The organism is Streptomyces flaveolus (assembly GCF_014648815.1).
In the GTDB taxonomy this organism is placed as follows: domain Bacteria; phylum Actinomycetota; class Actinomycetes; order Streptomycetales; family Streptomycetaceae; genus Streptomyces; species Streptomyces flaveolus.
Genome location: NZ_BMRV01000013.1, coordinates 200687 through 215611 on the forward strand (window position 1 = coordinate 200687; position 14925 = coordinate 215611).

Here is a 14925-nt window from a genome sequence, read left to right on the forward strand (position 1 = left end):
CCTAAGCAGCGGCCGGCGGTGTCGCCGGCCGGGTGGGGACGGTGGGGGCGGACGTCGGCCGCCCGGCACGGACGACGTGGGGTTCGTGGGGAAGCGAGGGGTTGAGTGCCAGCAGGCGTGCGCCGTCCAGCGGGTCCCCGAGCGGCTCCTGGGGCCGCAGGGGTAGCGGGGCGTCGGCGAGGGACGCCCGCAGCGGACCGAGGAGCACGTCGCCGAGGCCGGTGAGTCCGCCGGTCAGGGCGACGGGCAGGGCGTCGGCGCCGCCGGTCCGGCGGGCCGCGGTGAGGACGGTCTCGCCCAGTGCGGCGGCGGCCCGGCGCACGATGCCGGCGGCGGTGTCGTCCCCCGCGGCGGCGGCGCGCGCCACCTCTGGAGCGAAGGACGCGGCGGTGCGTGCCGGGTTGCCGTCCCGGTCGACGGCGAGGGGCAGCCGGTCCGGGGCGCCGAAACGCTCCACGGCGGCGTCCAGCAGCGCGGTGGCCGGTCCGCGCCCGTCGTGGGCGCGCAGCGCGGCCCGCAGTCCGGCGGCGCCGATCCAGGCGCCGCTGCCCTCGTCACCGAGCCATGGGCCCCAGCCGTCCACGCGGGCGAAGCCGCCGTCCGCCCCGATGCCGACGGCGACGGAGCCCGTCCCGATCGCGAGCACCACGCCGGGCTGCCCGCCGAGAGCGCCGGCGTGACCGGTGACGGCGTCGCTGGTGACGGCGACTCGGGGCACGGGCAGGTCCGTCAGGAGCCGCTCGGCGAGGGCGCGGGAGGCCTCCGGTGCGGAGGCGGCTCCCGCGGCGCCCACGCAGAGGGCCGCGGGCCGCAGCGCGGGCCGCCGTTCCAGCAGTGGCAGGACGGCGGCGCACACGGCGGCGCGGGCCGCGGCCACTCCGTCACGGGTGGCGAGCCCGGGGGCGCCGGGCACGTCGTGCGTCTCGTGGACGGGGCCGGTGTCGTCCCACAGCACGGCTCGGCAGCCGGTCTTGCCCAGGTCCACCGCCACTGCTGATGTCATACGGCACGCCTTCGTGTCCAGGGATCCGTCGCGTCGGTCGGTCACCGTGCGGCCCGGAAGGCCGGTGACGGGTGCGGATCACGGTCCAGCGAGTATCGGAACGCCGACATCCGCATGTCAATAAGTAACGTCGCTCGATTTTCTGCGTAACTTTTTGACGCGACGCGGGGGTCTGGCTACTGTGTCGGCCACCAACCCAGGAGGGAACGGCCCATGCCGCACCAGGAACCACGCCCCTCGACGGACCGGCCCGCCGAGGATGCGTCCCCGGCCGGAACCCTGGCGGGCATCCGGGCGGCGCTGCCCTCCCTGGCGCCCTCGGAGCGACGGGTGGCGGAGGCCGTGCTGGCCGATCCGGCGCAGGCGTCGGAGCTGTCCATCAGCGCGCTCGGCAAGCGGGCCGACACGTCGGTGGCGACGGTGATGCGCTTCTGCCGGGCCATAGGCATCGCCAACTATCCGCAGCTGCGGCTCGCGCTGGCCGCGGCCGCGGCCCGCGAGGACGCGCGCGGGGGCGACCGCCCGGCACCGGGCACCGACATCAGCGCCACCGACACCCTGGACGAGATCGTCCGGAAGATCGTCTACAACGAGATGCACGCGCTGGAGGACACCGGAGCCGGGCTGGACGTCGAGGTGCTGGGCCGCGCCGTGGACGCCGTGGCGGGCGCCCGGCGGATCGACATCTTCGGCGTCGGCGCCAGCGCCTTCGTCGGCCAGGACCTGCACCAGAAACTGCACCGCATCGGCCACACGGCCTTCGTGTGGACCGACCGGCATGCCGCGCTCACCGCCACCGCCCTGCTCGGACCGGGCGACGTCGCCCTGGCCATCTCCCACTCCGGGGAGACCGAGGACACCGTCGAACCCCTCCAGGTGGCCGCCGAGCGCGGCGCGACCACGATCGCGCTCACCAACGCGCCGCGCTCCGCCCTCGCCGTGAGCGCGGACCTCGTCCTGGCCACCTGCGCCCGGGAAACCCCCTTCCGCTCCGGCGCGACCGCCAGCCGCATCGCCCAGCTGGCCCTCATCGACTGCCTGTTCGTCGGGGTCGCGCAGCGGTCCTACGACGCCACGACCGCGGCGCTCGAGAAGACCTACGGAGCCGTCCAGCGCCGCAGGCGCCCCCAGCCGCAGCGCCGCTCCCCCGGCGACTGACCGCGGCCCCCGATCCCGACCGCACGCCCAGCACCGAAAGGACGACCGCGCCGTGGACCTCAGCACGCTCGGCACCGAGAGCCGCAACGAGCGGACCACCGACCTGGACCGCATGCCGGTCACCGAACTGCTCGCCGTCATGAACGCCGAGGACCAGAGCGTCGCCCTGGCCGTACGCGACGCCCTCCCTCGGATCGGGGCGGCCGTCGAGGCGATCACCCGGTCGCTGCGTCGGGGCGGGCGGCTGATCTACCTCGGCGCCGGCACCAGCGGGCGGATCGGCCTGCTCGACGCCGTGGAGTGCCCCCCGACCTTCGGCACCTCCCCCGAGCAGGTCGTGGGCCTGCTCTCGGGCGGCCCGGGCGCCTTCGCCGTCGCGGTCGAGGGGGCCGAGGACGATCCCGCGCGGGCCGTCGCCGACCTGGACGGGATCGGCGTGGACGAGCGGGACACGGTCGTCGGCCTGGCCGCGAGCGGCCGTACTCCGTACGTCGTCGGCGGACTGCGGCACGCCGCCGCCAAGGGCGCCGTCACGGTGTCGGTCGCCTGCAACGCGGACGCGGTGGTGAGCCGCTGTGCCGACATCCCGATCGAGGTGCCCACGGGTCCCGAGGTGGTCACGGGGTCGACGCGGCTCAAGGGCGGCACCGCGGAGAAGATGGTCTGCAACATGCTCTCGACGGCGTCGATGGTGCGTCTGGGCAAGGTCTACGGCAACCTCATGGTCGACGTGCGGGCCAGCAACGACAAGCTCGTCGACCGGGCCCGCCGCATGGTCGTCCAGGCGACCGGTGCCGGCCCCGACGCCGCCGCCGAGGCGCTGCGTGCGGCGGAGGGACACGCCAAGACCGCCATCGTCATGCTGCTCGCACGGTGCACCGCGGAGGAGGCCGCCCGTCGCCTCTCCGCGGCCGGGGGCGACACGCGGACGGCGGTCGGGGCGGGCTGATCCGGTCGTGCCGGGCGGCCCGGCCCCGCTGGGGCCGGGCCCTGCGGAGGAGGACGGTCGGGCTGTCCGCCCCGTCCGCGCCGTGGGTCAGGAGGCGACGAAGCGGGCGATCTGTCCGAGCACCACCGTGTCGGCCAGGTAGCCGATGTGGGTCTGGCAGAGCACGTTGTTGTTCGTCGCACCGCTCAGCCGGGTGCTGGTGTACGGGATGATGACGCCGTCGCACGCCGAGTACCAGGTGGCGTACTTGGTGGAGCCCGGCGTCTCGTCGCCGGCGGTGATCTGGGAGATGAACGAGGAGCCCGGGTACATCTGCTGACAGGTGGTGTAGATCAGGCAGGCACCGGCGTAGGTGGTGCCGTGGTTCGCGCCGGCGATCGAGGCGAGGTGGCTCACGCTGGTGTTGCCGCCCAGCACCTTCAGGTAGTACTGGCTGACCAGGCCGCCCATCGAGTGGTTGACGACGGCCACCTTGCTCGCGCCGGTCCGCGCCTTGACGTTGTCGACGAACGAGGCGAGACCGCGGGCATTGGTGACGTTGTCGCCGTACGAGTCGTACTCGTAGGCGAAGAGGTCCGAGCTCGCCCAGCCGTTGAGCCGGAAGACGCTCATGGCGGTGACCCAGTTGGACGCGTTGCCGGTGTATCCGTGGACGAAGACGACCGGCGTGCCGGTCGACAGCGGCTGAGCGGCCGTAGCTGCCGACGAGGCGGAGACGGCGGAGGCGGGGGCGGAGTCCGCCGCGCTGACCGCCGGTGCCGACGAGAACAGGCTGAAGGCGACGGTGGCGGTGGCGAGTACGCCGAGAAGCCGACGTGGGGAGCGGAGACGCACGGAGCCCTCCAGGAAGTGGGGTCGGGGGGTGCGTTGACCCGACCCAGAGTCCTGGGGGGCGGAACGGTTGCCATCGGTGAAATCACCAGTGCCGGCGGGGCGCCTTCCGCGCCCGGCACCGCGACGCCGGCCGGGGCGGGCCCGGCCGGCGCGTGGCTGCGGGTCAGCCGTCGGAGTAGCTGAAGTCGCCCACGGTCCAGGCGCTGACGTCCTCGATCGCGACGCGGTACATCCCGCCCGTCTCCGGGATCCCCACCGTGCCCTGCAGGATCCGGGCGACGTGGAAGTGCAGATGGGTGGGCGGTCCGTCCCTCTTCACGGGAGCGTCGAACACGGTGGAGAAGTCGCTCAGCTGGGCGGAGTCCGTCAGTACCTCCGACACCCTCTGCCGCCACACGGCTTCGGGAGCCAGGCGACCGGTGACGACGGCACCACCGGCGACCACGGTCAGGGACATCTGACTGCTCTGCCCCGACTCCACGAGGGCGGCGATGTCAATGATCAGCTCGTCAGGCTTCGGCATGAGACCGGATTCTATGCGCCGGAGGCCACCGCCATGAGCGCCGGTGGTCGAAGGGGCCCTGTGGCGGGCTCGCGCGGGACCCCCGGTTCCCTCCCGGACGGTGCCGGCCCTGCGCCACGGCCGCCTCACTCAGACCTCGATCGTCCTGCCGTCCAGGAACGCCAGCGCCACCGTGGGACCCCCGGTGTCCGCCCGCACGGACACCACGTCGCGCAGCGCCTGCGGATGGATCCCGTCGCGGGACAGCACGATCAGGGACACGTGCGTGCTGCGACCCCCGGGGTGACCGTCGAGACGCAGGTACGGGATCGCGGAGCGCGGCCCGAAGGCGTTGGACTGGACGTCCCGGGCCACCTCCGCGGTGCCCTGCCGCGTACCCTCGCCCCAGCCGTGCAGAGCGATCACGGCGCTGCTCAGGCCGTCGGCCGTACGGGTCAGCGCCCAGCCCGGCCCGGTCAGCGCGGCGGGGCTGTCCGCGTGCGCCACGGCATGCCCGCCCTCCCGCACCGACGCCCCTTCGGGTGCTTCGACCCGGTGGACGCGGATCTCCCAAGGGCCGTGCAGCACGCTGGTGGTCTCGATGCGGTACCGGTGGTCGTCGCCCGGGAACCGGGCCGCGTACCAGGACGCGGCGACCCCGTCCTCGCAGCGCAGAGGGTGGATCCGGGTGCGCCGTGACGGTGTGCCGCCCGGCGACAGGAGCGCCAGGTGGTTGTCGACGGCCCGCGCCACCGCGTGCGGGGCCGTCTCCGGGGCCGTGGCGGTCGAGTAGGCGAGCCGCGCGTAGTGCGGGTCCTCGGCGCCTTCGGCCGGGTCGGCGTCCGCGCCCTGGGGCGACTGGTGGTCGCTGCCGTGGTTGATCAGCCTGACGATGCCGTCGTGCCGGGTGCCCTGCAGCAGCCAGCCCGGCGCCGGGAGCGCCCTGCGGGTGTCGGACTCCTCGACGGGGAGCGGCAGTTCCCGTTCCGTCCAGACCGGGTGGTCCGCCGGGAGCAGCAGGCCGAGGAAGGCCTTGCTCGCCCAGTACGGGGAGGCCGGGCCGGAGTAGGGCTGGGTGGCGGGGAGGAAGGTGTCGTACCAGCCGAGCGGCAGCAGCCCCCGTTCGTCCGGCACGCCGCGTTCGACGAAGTGCCGCAGCGTGCCGGAGGCGAGGCGCCGCGACAGCCCGGGGGCGAGCGGCGAGCAGTCGGCCAGCACGCCCGTCCACACCGGGGCCACTGCGGCGAACCGGTACGCGAGCGACCGCCCTTGGTGCACGGGAGCGCCGTCCGCGCCGAAAAAGTGCGGATAGTCCTCGAGGAATCTGCCCAGGCGCTCCCGGTACACCGCCGTCCGGCCCCCGTCGTCCTTCGCGATCCGCGACCACAGGAGCGGGTACAGGTGCAGTGCCCACCCGTTGTAGTAGTCGAAGTTCCGGCCGTCCCCGTCGGTGTACCAGCCGTCCCCCCGGTACCAGTCCTCGATCCGGTCGAGGCCGGAGTCGATGTCCCGGCGGCGGTGCGGGGCGCCCACCGAGGCCAGGAACTCCTCCGACACCACTTGGAACAGGCGCCAGTTGTTGTCCCAGGTGCGCCCGCCGACGAAGCCGGAGAACCAGTCGACGACACGCTCCCGCACCCCGTTGTCCAGGCGGTCCCAGATCCACGGACGGCTCTCGTGCAGGGCGACCGCGATGGAGGCCGCCTCGACCATCTGCTGTGAACAGTCCGTCAGCGCGGGCCACGCCTCCTTGCCGCCGCGGTCCGTTCCCGCCTCCAGGCCGGCCGCGTAGCGCTCGGTCAGTGCCGGTTCCACGGCGCCGCCCGCGCCGGCGGTGCGGAAGGCCGCGAGCAGGAAGGAGCGGGCGAAGCCTTCGAGTCCGTCCGACACGACACCCGACCAGCTGTGCCGCCCCGGCAGCCGGTACTGGGCGAAGCCGGGTGTCGCGTACGGCACGAGCGCGTCCAGCATCCGGTCGGCCGTCGCCTCCCAGTGGGCACGGGTCCAGCCGGTCCGTGAGGACAGGACCCGGTCGGTCGGCGGCAGGTGCAGATGGGGTGCGACGGGCATCGTGCTTCTCCTCGGGACGGTCTACCGGGTGAGTTCCGCGCGGTGGGTGTGGCCGCGCGACCCGCCGACCGCGACGGTCAGACGGCCCCTGCGGCCGGGGGTGACACCGACCGAGTCGTCCGCCTCGACCACGGCGCGCACGCGGAACGGCAGCTCGACACTGACGGTGGCCAGAGTGCGGCCGGGGTCGGACACGGCCACCGAGATCCGGTCGCCGCGCCGCAGGACCAGCACCGAGGCGGGGCCCGAGGAGCTGATCCCGGCCGCCGTGCCCGCGGTCCAGAAGTTCGCCGCGGTCAGGCCGAGCCGGCGAGCCTCCACGGCCTGGACGGCGGCGTCGTTGGCGACGACGTGCACCGGACGGGAGCGGGCCCAGACGGCGGTGGCGGTGGCGGACGCACCGGGCAGCAGCGCATGGGCGTACCCGGCGCCGGTGGGCGAGACCCCGTGGTCGATCCAGAGGGTGAGATAGCGCCGGGTGACCGGGGTCGTCGAACCGGCCGTGTCCGCCCCGGTGTTGATGTCCCGCCAGGTGCCGGTGCGTTCCTCCCGCAGGGCGTGCAGTGCGGTCGCCCCGGGGAAGACGTAGCCGCCGACGCCTTCCACGTGCGCCCATCCGGCCCGGCCGAACCGCTCCGACCAGCCCTGCTCGTCGGGTTGCCGGGCTCCGTCGACCACCAGGCGTGGTCGGCCGGCGCGCCCCAGGTTGCGGTTCTCGACGACCGTCTCGACGGTGCGGCCGTCCGTGGCCGTGATGCCCGCGCCGAGGGAGATCACCGCGTCGTCGATCAGGAACCAGGACTTCTTCGCCCGCAAGGTGCTGCCGGGCGCGCCGATCAGTTCCATCGCGACGGCACCGTACCGCTCGTGGAGCACCGAGCCGCCCGCGACGGTGTTGGCCGGGCGGTAGGTCGACGTGCCCCCGCCCGTGCCGAGGTCGGTGCGCTGCCGGACGTCGACCGTCGTGCCGGGAAGCCGGTACGGGTCGACGGTCGGCCAGAAGGCGTCGTTGAACTGCGCCAGATCGTCCGCGTCGTAGAGGTAGGCCATGCCGTCGCCGGTGTACCAGCCGTGCAGGTTCTCCCCGTTGCCCGCCTCGTACGCCGCGATGCGCTTCGAGGAGAGCGAGAGGGCGTAGGCCCAGCGCGGACGGTGGTGCACCACGCGGTCCATGTCGGCGAAGACGTGGAGGCCGCCGGTGCGTTCCCGCGCGACGACGCCGTCGTCGTCCAGGACGTCCTTGGCGAGGGCCAGTTGGGGCAGGCCGGCGAGCGCGGCGAAGGGTGTGGTGCGGTTGCGTGTCAGCCAGCCCTTGGCGAGGGCGCGCCAGCGGGTGGCGTACGTCCCCGGTGCTCCGCTCGCCAGCAGCAGGATCGCCGCGACGGCCGCCGCACCGTCGCGGTGGTCGCCGGCCCGCTCCCGGGAGACGGCACGGCCGCGCACGGCGTCCATCATCAGTCCCTCGAAGATCACCGGTGTGAAGCTCCGCTCGACGGCCTCGTAGAGCACCGAGACGTCGGGGTCGGCGACCTCCCACGGGGAACCGGCCAGCAGCGCGAGAAGGTGGGCGATGCCGCCGAGGAGGACCACGCCGTACGTGCCGGTGTAGGCGACCGCACTGTGCTGGACGAACGAGCCGTCCTCGTAGAAGCCGTCGCCCGAGGTGACGTACCGGAACAGGCTGTTGCGCCCGGCGTCGCGTACGTCGGACAGGGCGTCCCGGGCCGACGCGATCTTGGTGGCGTCCTGGCCGAGCAGGCCGCGCAGGGCGACGATCACGGCCTTGTCGGCCCGGTTGGCGCCGGTCTCGGCGAGCGTGGGGGCGTTGGTGCGGCGGTCCGCGTCGGGGCAGAACCGGTCGACGACGGACAGGTAGTCCGTCAGGTCGGCGGCCGGCAGCCGGTCGCGCAGCAGAACGGCGCTGTCCATCAGGGCGCGGGGAGCGCCGATCTCCCAGAACCACCAGTTGCCGGTCTCGCGCCTGGCCGGGTGGTAGGCGGCGTCATGGGTGAAGCGCAGCGCGGCCACGAGCGCGTCGGCAACGGCGGAGTCCGCGGTGAGCGTGGTGCCGGGGGTGGCCCAGGCGGTGGCGAGGGTGCGCAGCCTGGTGTAGCTCTGGCCGAAGTTGCCGGGGTCTGCCACCGGGGCGAGATCGGCCCAGAGGGCGGTGCGTGCGGGGCTGCGGTCGAGGGTCTCCCACAGGGCCCGGGCCGTGGTGTCCAGCGCGGTGACGGCCGCGGCGAGGCCGGGGTCGGCGGGGTCGAGGTCTCCGCCGGTGAGCAGGGCCTCGGCCCGCTCGAGGAGCGCGGGAACGTCGGCCTCGGTGGCAGCGCCGGTCCCGGTGGCCGTCGCCCTCCCGGTGGGTGTCGCGGCGGGTGCCGGGCCTGCCGGGGTGACCAGAGCGGCGGCCCCGGTCGCCGCGGTCGCTGTCAGGAGGGAACGTCTGGTGAGTCGCACGGAGGGTCCTTTCGTCCCGGTCAGTCGGTGAGCGTGCTGGGGTCGACGGGCGGCTGCGGCAGGTGCAGCGCGGCCAGTTCCGCCCTGCCGGTCTCGTCGATCGGGAACGCCCAGGTGTGCACGAAGAAGTCGGTGAGGTCGTATCCCGCGATCCGGCTGGAACAGGTGGCCAGGGCCCGGTAGCGCTTGGCGTTCTCCGTGTAGTCGGACCGGGGGTTCTCCTCGCGCACCAGCCTGTGCAGGCGGGGCCAGAAGTCGTCGCCGAACGCCAGTTCCAGCTGGCGCAGGGGGACGAGTTTCTCGTACGCGCCGAAGGACTTCTCGTAGGTCAGTCCGGCGGTGCCGAACTTGCGCCGGGCGGACTGGAAGTAGTTCAGGCCCGTCGTGGCGTCGACCGTCAGCAGGTTGGAGGGCTGCCCCAGGGTGCGCTGCGCGGCCAGTGAGTAGATGTTGACGGTGACCTCGGTGAGGCCGCCCGGCTTGTAGGCGAACTGCTGATGCAGGTGTCCCAGCTCGTGATAGAGACCCCAGCCGCGGGTCCGCAGTCCGGTGACCGTGGTGGCACGGTCCAGGTACGCGCGCGGGAAGCCGTTGTAGCCGTGCGTGGCGTAGGCGCCGACACCGGTCGGCACCTTGCTGACCTCGGTGAAGTGGTACGGCCCCGCCTTCCTCCGGTGCACCGGCCGTGAGCCGTCCAGGCCGCTGATCCGTGCGTGCGAGTCGATGATCGTCTCGATCAGCTCCAGCAGCGCGGCGTGGTCCTCGTCCCGGTACAGGAGCGCGCCCTCGCGGGTGAGGGTCATGATGGTGTTCGGGGCGTGGAGCTCGACGTACGGGCTGTCGGTCAGCGTGTCGAGACGCTGCTGGTACTCGGCCTCCGTGGTCTCCCCCAGGGTGAACACCGGCATCGGCACGGCGCCCGAGCGGAACAGGACGCCGGCCTGCTCGCCGTCGCCGGTGAGCGTGAGGTAGACCGGGCCGCCGTGCGGGTCGGTGACTGTGTTGGCGCCGGCGACCAGGGGGTAGCTGCGGGGCTGCGTGATCTCCCCGTAGTAGTCCCAGGCGCCGACCCAGAGGGTGGGGACGAGACCGTCGTGCGGCCGGACCGTGAGTGCGAGCGCGGAGCCGGGCCCGGCGTACAGCCCCGTGGGGTGGAACTCGCTGCCGCGCAGTGCCTGTGCGAGACGGAGTCGTTCGGTCTCGGCGCCCGGCCGTGCGGTGACGAGGACGGCCGCCCGGGGCCGTCGGTTCTGTGCCGAGGCCGGTCCGGCGCCGGCACCGAGCGCCGCCAGGGCTCCGGCGCCCGCCGCCGAGGCGAGGACGGCGCGGCGGCTCACGGAGGACGACGGGGGCGTGGCGGGCGCGGGGGACGAGGAGGGCGTCGGAGTGCGCATGCGGAACTCTCCCTGCGGTGGATGGGCGCGGGACGGAGGCGTGCCGGACGAAGAACTCCGCGACAGCATGTAAGCGGTTGCTATGAGGCCGCAAGAGGGGTGGGGAAGTTACTGTCTTTTTCTATGGCCGACTGCGGTCAACTAGGGACAAGGGGCGCAGTAATCGGTCACACCGGGCGGCCCTTCGCGGCGCGGGGTGCCACGGATTCGCGTACCACGATGTGCGTGCCCAGCCGCAGGGCACCGGTCGTCGGCTCGCGCCAGTCGTCCTCGTCGCCGCCCGACACGGCCAGGCGCACGGCCTGCCGGCCCATCTCCTCCAGCGGCACATGCACGGTGGTCAGCCTGGGCCGCATCTCCTGGGCGACCGGGATGTCGTCGTAGCCCACCAGGGAGATGTCCTTCGGCACCCTGCGTCCCGCCTCCTCCAGCGCCTGGGCGGCGCCGGCGGCGACCACGTCGTTGGCGGCGAACACGGCGGTGAATTCCGGCCCGTCCCGCAGCAGTTCGGCCATGCGCCGCTGACCGAAACCGCGGCTGAACGCTCCGGGCTGGATCAGTTCCGGGTCGGGTGTCACGCCGCGCAGTTCGAGCGCGCGGCGGTGCCCGGCCAGCCGGTCCCGGGTGGTGGAGAGCTTGGGCGGGCCGCCCAGGTACAGGATGCGCTCGTGGCCCTGCATCAGGAGGTGGTCGGTGATGGCGAAGGCGCCGCCCTCGTTGTCGTACTCGACGGACACGGTCGGCACGTGTTCGCCGAGCGGCGGCCTGCCGCACAGCACGAGCTTCGATCCGTCCGCGGCCAGCTCCCGCGCCCTGCGGGCCAGTTCGGAGGTGTAGGCACGGTCGGCGATGCTGCCGCCGACCACGATGACCGCGTCGGCCCGCCGCTCGTGCATCAGCTCGACGAAGGCCAGCTCGCGCTGCGGGTCGCCCTGGGTGCAGCAGACCAGACAGAGCCGGCCGCCCAGCGTGGCCTCCCGCTCCACTCCGCGGGCGATGTAGGCGTAGAACGGGTCGACGACCTCGTTGACGATGATGCCGACCGTGCGGTTCGAGACGCCGGCGAGGGCGCGGGCATGAGCGTTGACCACGTAGCCGAGTTCACGCATCGCGGACTCGACCCGTTCCCGGGTGGCCTGCGCCACCGGGTAGTTCCGGTTCAGTACGCGCGAGACGGTCGCCGTGGAGACGCCGGCCAGGCGTGCCACGTCGGTGACCGTGGCCCGCCGCTGGCCGTCCGCGGCCGTGCTCTGCCTGCGCATCCGGTCCACCCCCTGCTGGCTGTTGTGTGACGTCGAGCCTAGAGCCTGCGGCACCCCGGCGCTCACGCGATCCGCCCCAGGTCGCCGCGGTGCACCGGGTGCGCGAACGCGGTGCCGTGCGCGTACCGGTTCAGCTCCTCGACGGCGAGCGCGCCGAGGCGTCCCACCTCGTTGCCCTGGGCGCCCGCCAGATGCGGGGTGATGAAGACGTTCGGCAGGTCCCACAGGGGATGCCCCTCGGGCAGCGGCTCGGGCGAGGTCACGTCGAGCACGGCGTCCAGCCGCCCCTCGACCAGGTGTTCCGTCAGCGCCTCGGTGTCCACCAGGGCGCCCCGCGCCGTGTTGACCAGCAGGGTGCCCGGCCGCATCAGGCGGATCCGGCGGGCGTCGATCATGCCGCGGGTCTCCGGGGTCTCGGGGGCGTGGACCGTGACCACGTCACTGCGGGCCACCAGCGTGTCCAGGTCGGTGGGGGTGACCCCGAGCCGGAGCGCCTCGTCGTGGGTGACGTAGGGGTCGTACAGCAGGACGTCGGCGTCGAGGATGCGCAGGAGTTCGACGACCCGGCGGCCGGTCCGGGAGGCGCCGACGACCCCGACGGTCAGGCCGTGCGTGCCGAGCCAGTGCTGGCGGTCCAGGTCGGCGCCGGTGCGGTGGGTGCGCCGGGAGCGGAACAGCTCGGCCAGCGGGAAGACCCGCTTCGCCCCCATGATGATCGCGGCCAGCGTGTACTCGGCGACCGGCACGGCGTTGGCCGCGGCGGCGGAGGAGACGAGGACGCCCCGGTCGAAGGCGGCCGGGGACAGGAACGTCTTGACCGTTCCCGCCGCGTGGATCACGGCCCGCAGGGCGGGCGCCCGTTCGAGCAGCTCCGCGTCGACCGGCGGGCACCCCCAGCCGGTCAACAGGACCTCCGCTCCGGCGAGCGCCGCCGCGGCGTCCGGCGAGTCGAACTCGCTGATGACGCAGGGGTTGTTCAGGTCGGCGATGTCCTCCAGCCGGGCCCGCACCGGGGGCGGGAAGACCGTGTCGAGCAGTCCGGGACTCATGACCAGCACCGTGCGCGGCCGCCTGGGTGCCGGTGTCGTTCCATCGGCCCCGGAACGAGCCGGCACCTCTTCGGTGGTTCGCACCCTGCCTCCGGACAGTAATCGTGTTCTATGGAATGACCGGCACGCTAGGGAGCCGCGGGCCCGGCCGTCAAGCACCGAGGAGCGCTCAACTGCGCTTTTTCGGCTGCCTTTTGCGGGTACGTCCTGCGGAAATCTGAACGAAGGAGCGGCCCGTAACACAGCCGTTCCTTCGCATCTATTGACGATGGGGTTAACCGCTTACTAACTTGCCGCCGCAGAAGGTCACCAAGCGCCACCCAGCCGAACAGGACGCGCCATGGCTGAATCAGCACCCTCGCTGCCGAAGGATCGGACCCTGTGGCAACGGATCAAGCGGGACCGGGTGATGCTGCTGCTCACACTGCCCGGCCTGCTCTACTTCATCGTGTTCCACTATGTGCCGCTGCTCGGATACGTCGTCGCGTTCCAGGACTACGAGCCGTACCTCGGGTACATGCACAGCGTCTGGGTGGGCTTTTCCAACTTCACCGCGGCGTTCGGTGAGACGGCGTTCTGGACGGCGACGTCCAACACTCTGGAGATCGCCCTCATCCAGTTGGTGTTCTTCTTCCCGGTCCCCGTCGCCCTGGCCCTGCTGCTCAACAGCATCACCAGCGACCGCATCAGGCGCTTCGTGCAGAGTGTGGTCTACCTGCCGCACTTCATCGGCTGGGTGATCATCGTCTCGATCTTCCAGCAGCTCCTGGGCGGCGCCGGTCTCCTGCCCGACGTCCTCGCGGGGCTCGGTCTTCCGCGCTACGACATGATGAGCGACCCGGACGCCTTCCCCTGGCTGCTCACCCTCCAGGTGGCCTGGAAGGACGCGGGCTGGGGCACGATCATCATCCTCGCCGCACTGCTCAACATCGACCGCCAGCAGTACGAGGCCGCCGCGATCGACGGCGCCGGCCCCGGGCGCAGGCTCTGGCACGTCACCCTGCCGGGCATCGCTCCCGTGCTGGTCCTCCTGCTCATCCTCAACCTCGGGCAGATCCTGTCCGTCGGCTTCGAGCAGATCCTGCTCCAGCGCGACGCGGTCGGCCCGGACGCCGGTGAGGTCCTGGACACGTACGTCTACTACCACGGCATCAAGGACAACGACTGGGGCGTCGCCGCCGCCGTCGGCCTGGTCAAGGCCGTCATCGGCACCGCGCTCGTGCTGGGCGCGAACAAACTCGCCCACCGCCTCGGCCACGAAGGGGTGTACCGCGGTGCTGACCGCTGAGAAGACACAGCCCGGCTCCGCACCCGCGCAGCCGGCGAAGAGCACCGGCCGACCCACGGTGAGGAAGTCCGACGGCCGGCCGCCGTGGATGGAGAAACCGACGCTCGCCGGCCGGCTGGCCAAGGGCCTGGCCCTCGTGGTCGTGGTCGCCGCCGTCGCCTACCCGCTGCTCGGCGTCATAGGCACCAGCTTCGCCTCCCAGACCGACATCATCCGCTCCACGGGCCTCGTCCTGTGGCCCGACCACCCCACCCTCGACGCCTACCGCACCATCTTCACCGGCGGCGTCGTGACCCGGGCGCTGCTGGTCAGCGTCGGCATCACCGTCGTCGGCACGCTCGCCAGTCTGCTCGCGACGATCGGCATGGCCTACGGCCTGTCGCGCCGTGAGGTCACGGGCTCCCGCTTCATCCTGATGACGGCACTGTTCACGATGCTGTTCAACGCGGGCATCATCCCCAACTTCCTGCTCGTCAAGGGCCTCGGCCTGTACGACACCTACGCGGCGCTGGTGCTGCCCACCCTGGTCAGCGCGTTCAACCTGGTCGTCCTGCGGTCCTTCTTCATGAACCTGCCCGAGGAGCTGTACGACGCGGCGAAGGTCGACGGAGCCGGCGACCTGACCGTCCTCGTACGCGTCGTGCTGCCCCTGTCGAAGGCCGTGCTCGCCGTGATCAGCCTCTTCTACGCCGTGACGTACTGGAACGCCTTCTTCAACGCGCTCCTGTATCTCAACGACTCCGACAAGTGGCCGCTTCCCATGGTGCTGCGCACCTACGTCCTCCAGGGCCAGAGTCTCAACAGCGTCTCCGCCGGCGAGGCACTCGCCCCTCAGCAGGCCGTGCAGATGGCGGTCCTGGTGATCGCCGTCGTGCCGATCCTGCTCGTCTACCCCTTCCTCCAGCGCTACTTCACCAAGGGCGTGCTCACCGGGGCCGTCAAGGGCTGAGCGCGAGCAG

12 protein-coding genes are annotated in these 14925 nt (G+C 72.6%); 4 read left to right on the forward strand and 8 right to left on the reverse strand.

Annotated features, from left to right (window positions below):
- Position 1 precedes the first annotated feature (1 nt).
- Positions 2-1003, reverse strand: a complete 1002-nt coding sequence (locus tag IEZ05_RS27595) for an N-acetylglucosamine kinase (protein WP_189232963.1) — start codon at positions 1001-1003, stop codon at positions 2-4.
- A gap of 213 nt (positions 1004-1216) precedes the next feature.
- Between IEZ05_RS27595 and IEZ05_RS27600 the strand changes: the two genes are divergently transcribed.
- Together IEZ05_RS27600 and murQ are read left to right on the forward strand one after the other, a co-directional pair.
- Entirely contained in the window at positions 1217-2161 is a 945-nt protein-coding gene (locus tag IEZ05_RS27600) for a MurR/RpiR family transcriptional regulator (protein ID WP_189232964.1), read from the forward strand.
- Positions 2162-2213: 52 nt separating this feature from the next.
- Complete coding sequence (gene murQ / locus IEZ05_RS27605) at positions 2214-3110, forward strand: N-acetylmuramic acid 6-phosphate etherase (RefSeq protein ID WP_189232965.1); 897 nt, start codon at positions 2214-2216, stop codon at positions 3108-3110.
- Between the two features lie 87 nt (positions 3111-3197).
- On the opposite strand, the gene IEZ05_RS27610 is transcribed toward murQ, so the two are convergent.
- The 7 genes from IEZ05_RS27610 to IEZ05_RS27640 form a co-directional block, all read right to left on the reverse strand.
- Complete coding sequence (locus IEZ05_RS27610; protein WP_189232966.1) at positions 3198-3944, reverse strand: esterase/lipase family protein; 747 nt, start codon at positions 3942-3944, stop codon at positions 3198-3200.
- A 163-nt stretch (positions 3945-4107) separates the two neighbouring features.
- On the reverse strand, positions 4108-4467 hold the full coding sequence (locus IEZ05_RS27615) for a hypothetical protein (RefSeq protein WP_189232967.1): 360 nt from the start codon (positions 4465-4467) through the stop codon (positions 4108-4110).
- A 129-nt stretch (positions 4468-4596) separates the two neighbouring features.
- Positions 4597-6516 carry a DUF2264 domain-containing protein gene (locus IEZ05_RS27620; RefSeq protein WP_189232968.1) on the reverse strand — a complete coding sequence of 640 codons (1920 nt, stop codon included), beginning with the start codon at positions 6514-6516 and terminating at the stop codon, positions 4597-4599.
- Between the two features lie 21 nt (positions 6517-6537).
- Positions 6538-8973, reverse strand: a complete 2436-nt coding sequence (locus IEZ05_RS27625) for a polysaccharide lyase 8 family protein (RefSeq protein ID WP_189232969.1) — start codon at positions 8971-8973, stop codon at positions 6538-6540.
- A 20-nt stretch (positions 8974-8993) separates the two neighbouring features.
- Entirely contained in the window at positions 8994-10367 is a 1374-nt protein-coding gene (locus IEZ05_RS27630) for a M60 family metallopeptidase (RefSeq protein ID WP_189232970.1), read from the reverse strand.
- Positions 10368-10534: 167 nt separating this feature from the next.
- Positions 10535-11629, reverse strand: a complete 1095-nt coding sequence (locus tag IEZ05_RS27635) for a LacI family DNA-binding transcriptional regulator (RefSeq protein ID WP_189232971.1) — start codon at positions 11627-11629, stop codon at positions 10535-10537.
- A 62-nt stretch (positions 11630-11691) separates the two neighbouring features.
- Positions 11692-12678 (reverse strand): hydroxyacid dehydrogenase, encoded by a 987-nt coding sequence (locus IEZ05_RS27640; RefSeq protein WP_189232972.1) that lies wholly within the window; start codon positions 12676-12678, stop codon positions 11692-11694.
- 340 nt (positions 12679-13018) lie between these two features.
- Here IEZ05_RS27640 and IEZ05_RS27645 point away from each other — a divergent pair, with 340 nt between their 5' ends.
- Entirely contained in the window at positions 13019-13966 is a 948-nt protein-coding gene (locus tag IEZ05_RS27645) for an ABC transporter permease (RefSeq protein ID WP_229869886.1), read from the forward strand.
- Between the two features lie 88 nt (positions 13967-14054).
- Positions 14055-14915: a carbohydrate ABC transporter permease gene (locus tag IEZ05_RS27650; RefSeq protein WP_189233010.1), complete on the forward strand. Its 861-nt coding sequence runs from the start codon at positions 14055-14057 to the stop codon at positions 14913-14915.
- The last annotated feature ends 10 nt before the right edge of the window (positions 14916-14925 follow it).

What these genes read in the sequence shown, in the direction of transcription:
- IEZ05_RS27640 (WP_189232972.1), bottom strand. Translation starts at nt 12,678, where the DNA reads ATGAGTCCCGGACTGCTCGACACGGTCTTCCCGCCCCCGGTGCGGGCC.
- IEZ05_RS27600 (WP_189232964.1), top strand. Translation starts at nt 1,217, where the DNA reads ATGCCGCACCAGGAACCACGCCCCTCGACGGACCGGCCCGCCGAGGAT.
- IEZ05_RS27595 (WP_189232963.1), bottom strand. Translation starts at nt 1,003, where the DNA reads ATGACATCAGCAGTGGCGGTGGACCTGGGCAAGACCGGCTGCCGAGCC.
- IEZ05_RS27620 (WP_189232968.1), bottom strand. Translation starts at nt 6,516, where the DNA reads ATGCCCGTCGCACCCCATCTGCACCTGCCGCCGACCGACCGGGTCCTG.
- IEZ05_RS27630 (WP_189232970.1), bottom strand. Translation starts at nt 10,367, where the DNA reads ATGCGCACTCCGACGCCCTCCTCGTCCCCCGCGCCCGCCACGCCCCCG.
- IEZ05_RS27635 (WP_189232971.1), bottom strand. Translation starts at nt 11,629, where the DNA reads ATGCGCAGGCAGAGCACGGCCGCGGACGGCCAGCGGCGGGCCACGGTC.
- IEZ05_RS27615 (WP_189232967.1), bottom strand. Translation starts at nt 4,467, where the DNA reads ATGCCGAAGCCTGACGAGCTGATCATTGACATCGCCGCCCTCGTGGAG.
- IEZ05_RS27650 (WP_189233010.1), top strand. Translation starts at nt 14,055, where the DNA reads ATGGAGAAACCGACGCTCGCCGGCCGGCTGGCCAAGGGCCTGGCCCTC.
- IEZ05_RS27645 (WP_229869886.1), top strand. Translation starts at nt 13,019, where the DNA reads ATGGCTGAATCAGCACCCTCGCTGCCGAAGGATCGGACCCTGTGGCAA.